Below are 6,656 nucleotides of genomic sequence, written 5' to 3'. Positions count from 1 at the left end.
GCCCCTCCAGCTAATGTCCAAGTCCGCGAGTGTCAGACTCTTGCCGTCTGCGCCTTTAAGGTCGTTAAGATGAGGTAGGTACGTCGTACTTTCTTTTGTTTCTCCATCTTGTACCTCCTCTAACTTAATATTACTGTATCGAGCCGCAACCCCTCGAGTCTTACCTGCTCGACCTGCATATCCTCCTATCCCTACAGTGTTATGTACGCCTGCTGCTATGTATATGCTTACTCTAGCCTTTGTGCGCCCGTTAAGTTCTGTGTGACTATACAAGTGATTATTGTCTCTCTTGTACATTAACAAGCTAACCCCGTCAGGCGTATCTCCACCTATCCACTCAAAATCGGCACTTACGACATAAGCCTTGCCATCCTCCAACCATTTTGGACCAACCAGAAAGTTGTAATTGTAATTATCGCTTGAGGTACCATTATTTCTCGCTTCGAGCGTGACAACTCTATCTATGTATCCCTCGAGGAGGTTGGGGCGAATTGGGGCGGTGTCCTTCCCGGCATCGCCTTTTTCGCCCTTGACCAACTCTCTAAATTTGGCATCATTAACAAGTTGCTGATGTATGAGACCTGCAGATGGTATGCGATTATAGATAGAGGAGCTGCTTGTTATCTTGACCTCTTGCTGTACCATAATCCCCGCGAGTGTTTTTTTTGTCTCCGCGTCGATTGTAGCACCAAGTGCAGTCATTATGTCAAGCTGTGAGACACGTACGCGCAAGAGGCGCAAAAAGCGAGATGTGTCATTAACAAGGTACGACCACCCCCTCCCGACCTCTGTCCATGCCTCATTATGCTCCTCCCAGTAGAGAGTGAGGGCGGTTAGATGCTCCGTGAGTTCACGCCCCTCCGCGTCAAAGAGATGAGCAGTAAGGCGTGTCTCCTTGATGTCGTCAAGTACAGTACCATTGCTTGCCTCAATCACGATGCTAAACTGCGCCTTCTGCACACCGACAAACTCATAGATCCTGTCGATGTAGCTAGGATCTGTGATGCGAGGAGGTGTAGAGGGGGCGTTTGAGATGCCGAGGGAGGGGTGTAGGTAGATCATTAGATATTAAGCAATACGGATAGCAGAGACCTGATCGGGGGTGAGGTGGCTTGCAAATTCGACAACGTCCGCAAACGGAAACTCTATACCCTCTGCCATTGAGGCAGCTTTGGAGACGCAATAGATAATCTGCATAGTGTCCTCGAGGGAGGGGGTTGTTACTTCGTTCATCTCGCGCCCTGTGATGCGCTTATAGAGCAGGAGGGCTCCCATCGTAACATAACAAGGGTAGCTTACGCCCTTAATTGTAATAGTAGTCTGAGCAGTCGTTGATTGTTTTTTGTCCATGATTAATCAGTTGTTAAATAGTGGTTAAACCTTAATTCGGGGGCAAAATTAAAGCCGATAGGATATAGATAAAAACAATTACAACACGGCGTAGTATTGATTTTGTCTATAGCAAAAAGAAGGGCAACTTTGCCGGCGAATTAAGCCCAACCACACCAAGATGGACCTGATAATCAATGACGAATCAATAACAAACGACAGAGGCTGGCGCCTATCCAATCAGGGGTGCGACCTTACTCGCTACACTGCTAACCCTATCGTGCTCTATCAGCACGATACAGAGCGTATTGTGGGTAAGGCATCTAACCTCCGTATCGAGGGGAGTAAGCTCATAGCAAGTGTCGAGTTTGACACTGAGGATCCCCTGGCCAAAGAGGTGCAGCGCAAAGCGGAGAAGGGATTCCTCCGAGGTGTGTCCCCCGGATTTTTTATATCAGAACTGACCTATCACGAGGACTATGACTCTGTAACTGCGTGGGAGCTCCTAGAGATCTCTATCGTTTCTATCCCCTCTAATCGAGGGGCTGTCAAACTATACAGCCGAGAGGGGGTACCTCTCGAGCGAGAAGAAGAAGTTAAATACCTAGAACAGTTAAAAGCAACTATGCCAAAACCCAACCAAACCCCAGCCCAGGAGTCTATCCAACTTGCCTCTGAGGCGTATCAAGCCCTTGCTCTTGATGCAGGAGCGTCTGCGGCCGAACTGTCGCAAGCCATCCTTACCCTCTCTGCCGAATTTGCAAAACTCAAAGGGGAGCTATCCGACCTCCGTGCTGCCGAGCGTAATGCTCTGATTACAGCAGCCGTCCAAGATGGCCGCATTAAGGAGTCTGATAGAGCAACGTATGAGCAACTCTATGCTAAGGATGAGAAGCTCTGTAAGAGTGTCCTGTCATCCATTTCCAAGCCCCAATCGCTCGGCTCTATGCTCCAATCTACTCCTCCCGCTGAGACACGCTTTGCAGGATCATGGGATGAGCTCGACAAGCGAGGCGAGCTTGCAGCCCTCCGTGCCGAAGACCCCGAACTTTTCAAGCAAAAGTACGAGGAGCGATTCGGCAAGCACTAACACACAACCTTAACTATTAACCTTAATTTCTAATACCTAAAAACATGCCAATCCTAGTAGAATTGTGGGCGGATACCCTTGTTGGTAATCTCTTTTCGTCCGACTCAATCCTCTCCAAAGCAACCGATTACTCCGAATTCATCAAAGGGCACAAGGTGCATGTGCCTAATGCAGGGACGCCTGCCACCATAACCAAAAATCCCGATGAGTTTCCCGCCAAGGCAGGCGAACGCAAGGATGCGGATGTGGATTTTGATCTTGACACCTTTGCGATTCAGCCGATCCGAGTTGGACGTACCGAGGAGCTCGAAACGTCATACAATAAGCGCGAGAGTGTCTGCTCTGAGGCGCGACAAGCACTCAAAGAGGCTGTTGCGCAAGACACAATAAAAAAATGGTGTCTCTCTAGCACTAAAGTGCGTAAGAAGAACGACGGAGAGAGTGTCAAGAAGTGGTTCGTCGCGGCTGCCGAGCAATTTGCAACCGATAAGGTCCTCGCTACCGATCGCTACGTGATGCTCACGCCTGCTAACTATTACGCCCTCCTTGACTCAATGACCGAAAACGAGGCACTCGCCTTTTCCAAGTCCGCAGACGTGGCAAAAGGTGTGCTTGGTAATCTCCTCAGTTTTAACGTCGTTCAGGATTATTTACTCCCAGATGGCGTTGATATGCTCGCCTGGCAAAAAAACTCCGTCGGGGTGGCTAAAGACGAGCCTGAGCTCTTCGTCGACGAGGGTAGCGCCACGATGTATGGAGACGTGATCTCTGGGCAAGAGCGTGCAGGGGGCACCGTTGTACGCAAGGATGCTAAGGGCGTCTACCTTGTTAATGCAACCGGTACCGCTTATACTGAGTAATAACATTAATCTTTTACCGTCTAGGGCTCTGCAGGGGCGAGCCATCGCCCTGCACCCCTAGCATCATGACCCTATGATCAAACGTAACAACCCGGGTAACCTCCGCCCCTCGGCTCAAAAGTGGCAGGGCGAGATCACACGACAAGGTGATAAGTATTGTGAGTTTGCCACCCTCGAGTGGGGCTGCAGGGCAATGCTCAAGCTCCTCTCTACCTACCGCACTAAGCATAAGCTAACAACTGTACAGGGTATTATCACAAGATGGGCGCCGCCCACCGATGGTAATGATACCCCAGGATATATCCGATATGTCAGCAAGCGCCTCGGAGTAGCTGCCGGAGCTCACCTGTCCTCTGCACAGGATGTCGCCCTCGCCCGTGCGATGACAAAAGTAGAGACAGGGCAAGAGGTCCCCATCGATGTATGGGAGCGAGCACAAGCCATGATCTAACCATTAATCTATTACAACTATGCAGATCCTTATCAACCTTATAGCCTTTATTGCCGGAGTTGGGGTAGGCTACCTGTATGGGTATTATATCCGATCTCGACGCGCTATTAGGCAGCTTAATGAGAGTATTGAGCGTACTCGCCGTGAGCAAGAGCAGCTGCGCACGCAATATGCCGAGATGCGCGCACAATACTCGGTTATCAACAACAAGCTGACCGAGATTAAGCGGCAGCGTATACGTACCCCACTCGCGCGACCTAGATATAGTAAGTACCTACGATGAGCCTTATTGTCGATGTCATTATAGCCCTCGTCGGCGGAGGGCTCGTTGGAACGATTGTTAACGTCGTAACATCTCGCCGGGGCCGAAAGGCGGAAGGTATCAAAAGCTATCAGGACACAATTAACATGCTAATGGGGGCCAACTCCGAGCTGGTTAAGGAGCGCACGCGCCTTAATAAAGCTCTCTCTGATCTCCAAGCCCGAATTGATAATGATAATGAGTAGAGCCGCCCTCCTCCTTGTTACTCTCCTTACCCTTGTTGGATGTAAGACTCGTATCGTCCCCGTTGACGTGCACCACTACCATCGTGATAGTATCGCAACAATACAACGCGATACTATCTTACAAGTAGATAGTGTGATTATTAAGCAGGTAGGGGATACGATCTACATACGCGAGACCTCTGACCGAGTGAGAGCAACGAGTGAGAGCAAGAGTAATCATCGAGTAGACTCTGTCCCTCCTCCAAGTGTCACGACACTTAAGCGTATTATAGAGGACTCTCCTCCTCAAAAGGGGGGCAATATCCTCCTATTGCTCGGCCTTGGAGCTGCTATACCTATCGCTCTATATGTGACATATAGAGTAACTAAATCGAAAAAATAAAACTCTAAAACACAAGATTATGCCTAACCCTCCCTCATCTCCCACGACTCAGACAGCGTATGTAAATGGTAGTGACATCGTACTCGCCGTAGGAGATAAAGTGATGCTTGGAGCCAAAACGCACAAGCGTCAAACCAAGACTACCACTACTGTAGTTACCGATAAGGACGTCGAAGACTCTCTCTACGATAAAAAGGTTGTAAAAAAAGTAGAGATTACAATCACTTGTGATGGATTTTGCAAGACTGGCGATACTTCCCTCGAGGATCTTGAGGAGGCTATCACACAAGGCAAGACTGTAAAACTCAAATACGGATACAAGCAGGGCAAAAATGGCGGTAAGAGTTTTACAGAGGGTGATTTTATCGTCTCCTCTTTTGACAGGACTGACCCTGCAAGTGACAATTCTACCTACTCCGCGACCTTTGTCAATGATGGTAAGCCCACCAAGGTAACCACTAAAGAGTAAACACACAGAGGGGCATAAAAAGCCCCTCGCCTTTCTGCCCTTTTGTCGCCAAACTCCAAGGGCAAAAATAAAGGTGCTAGCACACCCAGCGAGGGGATATGGATCCCGTCAGTGTGCTAGCACCTATTTTAATTTTTGAGTTTGGCACTACAAAAGTAGTGCATTTATCGATACCCAAACCATGATACAATACACTACAGCCCCTTTGCCATTTGCCGGGCAAAAACGCAGATGGCTAAAGCAGCTCGAGCCTATTATCCGCTCGCTGCCCTCTAACACGATCTTTGTTGATGTTTTCGGTGGTTCGGGTCTCGTATCCCGCCTCTGCAAGGATGTACATCCTGCTGCACGTGTTATATACAACGATTACGATAACTACTCTGAGCGTCTCCGCCACATTAAGGAGACCGAGCAGCTAAGACAAGAGATTGTTTCTATTCTTGCCCCACTCAAGCATAATTCCCGCGTCCCGGAAGAGTACAAAGCTCTTGTTCTACGAGCTGTACAAGCCCACGAAAAAAGGTGTCAATACGTCGACTGGGTAACCTTATCAGGATGGCTGTTGTTTACCAACAACTTTGCCTATTCTCCCAAGGATTTGGCATCAAGAGGCCTCTATGCCCACCCGAGCCGTACGGCTCTCTCAGATGCTGGCGCATCCGAGAGGTATTTGTGCGGGCTAGAGATTGTATCTGTCGATTACAGAGAGTTACTATCAGCATATAAGGATGCCTCTAATACGATACTAATCCTTGACCCTCCCTATCTCTCGACTGAGTGCGGTGGATACCGAGGTAACTCGTGGTCGTGCGATGATTACCTAGATCTCCTCACCTTGATGCCAACCAATAACTACCTCTACTTCTCTTCGACTAAGTTCGACTTCGTACCGTTTCTCCGCCGCACCTCCGCTGCATGGGGTTATCAGCATCCATTTATTGATGCTCAAGTGTTGTACCGATCCAGCCCGTTCGGGTCGGGAGGAGCTAATCCCGAGGTACTCTACTATAAGTTAAGTAGCGATTAAATGCTGCTTAAGTGCTAATTAACCATATCGATAGTATCCTCGATATGGTGTAAAAAAAAGGAGGTGGCGTGTATTTTTCGCCCCTCCTTTGTACTTTTCGTTTTGCTGTTTCGACTTGTTAATTCTGTACTTTTCGTTTTGCTCCTTTGTACTTTTCATTTTTTCGGTCTTATATAATTGCTGGAAGAAGTTTAACACCCTCGAAATACTCTTGAAAATACTTGTCGGCATTGTTTGTCGGCTGGGTCGTGTTTTTGTAAATGATGAATATCATTCCTGCAAGGAATAACCCGTACAACACTTTCTTTTTGTTGATCTTCATAGCCCATCTACTATGTCAATGAAACAACACTTGAGAGACTCGATCTCTCACTATTATCAGATGCACTCTGTAGATCTTCTTTGTCTTTGTTTATGAACTCAGAACGGGCTGCGTATGCAAGTTGTTTTTGCCCCCCTTCGTATATATCCGAAGTTGTACCGATAGCGATATTCGCCAAAAGGGCTCCAATACCATGTGCATTGCTTAGGTGTCTCCCTT

Annotated in this window: 10 protein-coding genes; 7 read left to right on the top strand and 3 right to left on the bottom strand. The window is 48.2% G+C overall.

All coding sequences use genetic code 11. From position 1 onward, the window contains the following. Together POREN0001_RS01495 and POREN0001_RS01490 are read right to left on the bottom strand one after the other, a co-directional pair. Window positions 1-1,062: hypothetical protein (locus tag POREN0001_RS01495; protein WP_004332360.1), on the bottom strand; the 1,062-nt coding region annotated here is incomplete at its 3' end. Window positions 1,063-1,068: 6 nt separating this feature from the next. After that, entirely contained in the window at window positions 1,069-1,350 is a 282-nt protein-coding gene (locus POREN0001_RS01490) for a hypothetical protein (RefSeq protein WP_004332349.1), read from the bottom strand. 160 nt (window positions 1,351-1,510) lie between these two features. Between POREN0001_RS01490 and POREN0001_RS01485 the strand changes: the two genes are divergently transcribed. From POREN0001_RS01485 to POREN0001_RS01450, 7 genes are all read left to right on the top strand, one after another. Further along, window positions 1,511-2,419, top strand: a complete 909-nt coding sequence (locus POREN0001_RS01485) for an HK97 family phage prohead protease (protein WP_004332351.1) — start codon at window positions 1,511-1,513, stop codon at window positions 2,417-2,419. Between the two features lie 44 nt (window positions 2,420-2,463). Further along, on the top strand, window positions 2,464-3,279 hold the full coding sequence (locus POREN0001_RS01480) for a hypothetical protein (protein WP_004332357.1): 816 nt from the start codon (window positions 2,464-2,466) through the stop codon (window positions 3,277-3,279). 73 nt (window positions 3,280-3,352) lie between these two features. Further along, window positions 3,353-3,730, top strand: a complete 378-nt coding sequence (locus POREN0001_RS01475) for a hypothetical protein (RefSeq protein WP_004332345.1) — start codon at window positions 3,353-3,355, stop codon at window positions 3,728-3,730. 19 nt (window positions 3,731-3,749) lie between these two features. Further along, window positions 3,750-4,013, top strand: coding sequence for a LapA family protein (locus tag POREN0001_RS01470; RefSeq protein WP_004332341.1), 264 nt, complete (start codon window positions 3,750-3,752; stop codon window positions 4,011-4,013). A 210-nt stretch (window positions 4,014-4,223) separates the two neighbouring features. Beyond that, a complete protein-coding gene (locus POREN0001_RS01460) occupies window positions 4,224-4,619 on the top strand; it encodes a hypothetical protein (RefSeq protein ID WP_040580064.1) in 396 nt (131 codons plus the stop codon). A gap of 19 nt (window positions 4,620-4,638) precedes the next feature. Further along, window positions 4,639-5,088 (top strand): phage tail tube protein, encoded by a 450-nt coding sequence (locus POREN0001_RS01455; protein WP_040580062.1) that lies wholly within the window; start codon window positions 4,639-4,641, stop codon window positions 5,086-5,088. 181 nt (window positions 5,089-5,269) lie between these two features. Then, window positions 5,270-6,115, top strand: a complete 846-nt coding sequence (locus tag POREN0001_RS01450) for a DNA adenine methylase (protein WP_004332339.1) — start codon at window positions 5,270-5,272, stop codon at window positions 6,113-6,115. A 332-nt stretch (window positions 6,116-6,447) separates the two neighbouring features. Here the strand turns inward: POREN0001_RS01450 and POREN0001_RS09470 are convergent. Beyond that, window positions 6,448-6,656, bottom strand: a 209-nt coding sequence (locus POREN0001_RS09470; RefSeq protein WP_040580059.1) for a hypothetical protein, incomplete at its 5' end; no start/stop codon positions are given.

Origin of the sequence: Porphyromonas endodontalis ATCC 35406 (genome assembly GCF_000174815.1) — a bacterium.
GTDB classification, from domain to species: Bacteria; Bacteroidota; Bacteroidia; order Bacteroidales; family Porphyromonadaceae; genus Porphyromonas; species Porphyromonas endodontalis.
This window is presented reverse-complemented; position numbering and strand designations above follow the sequence as displayed.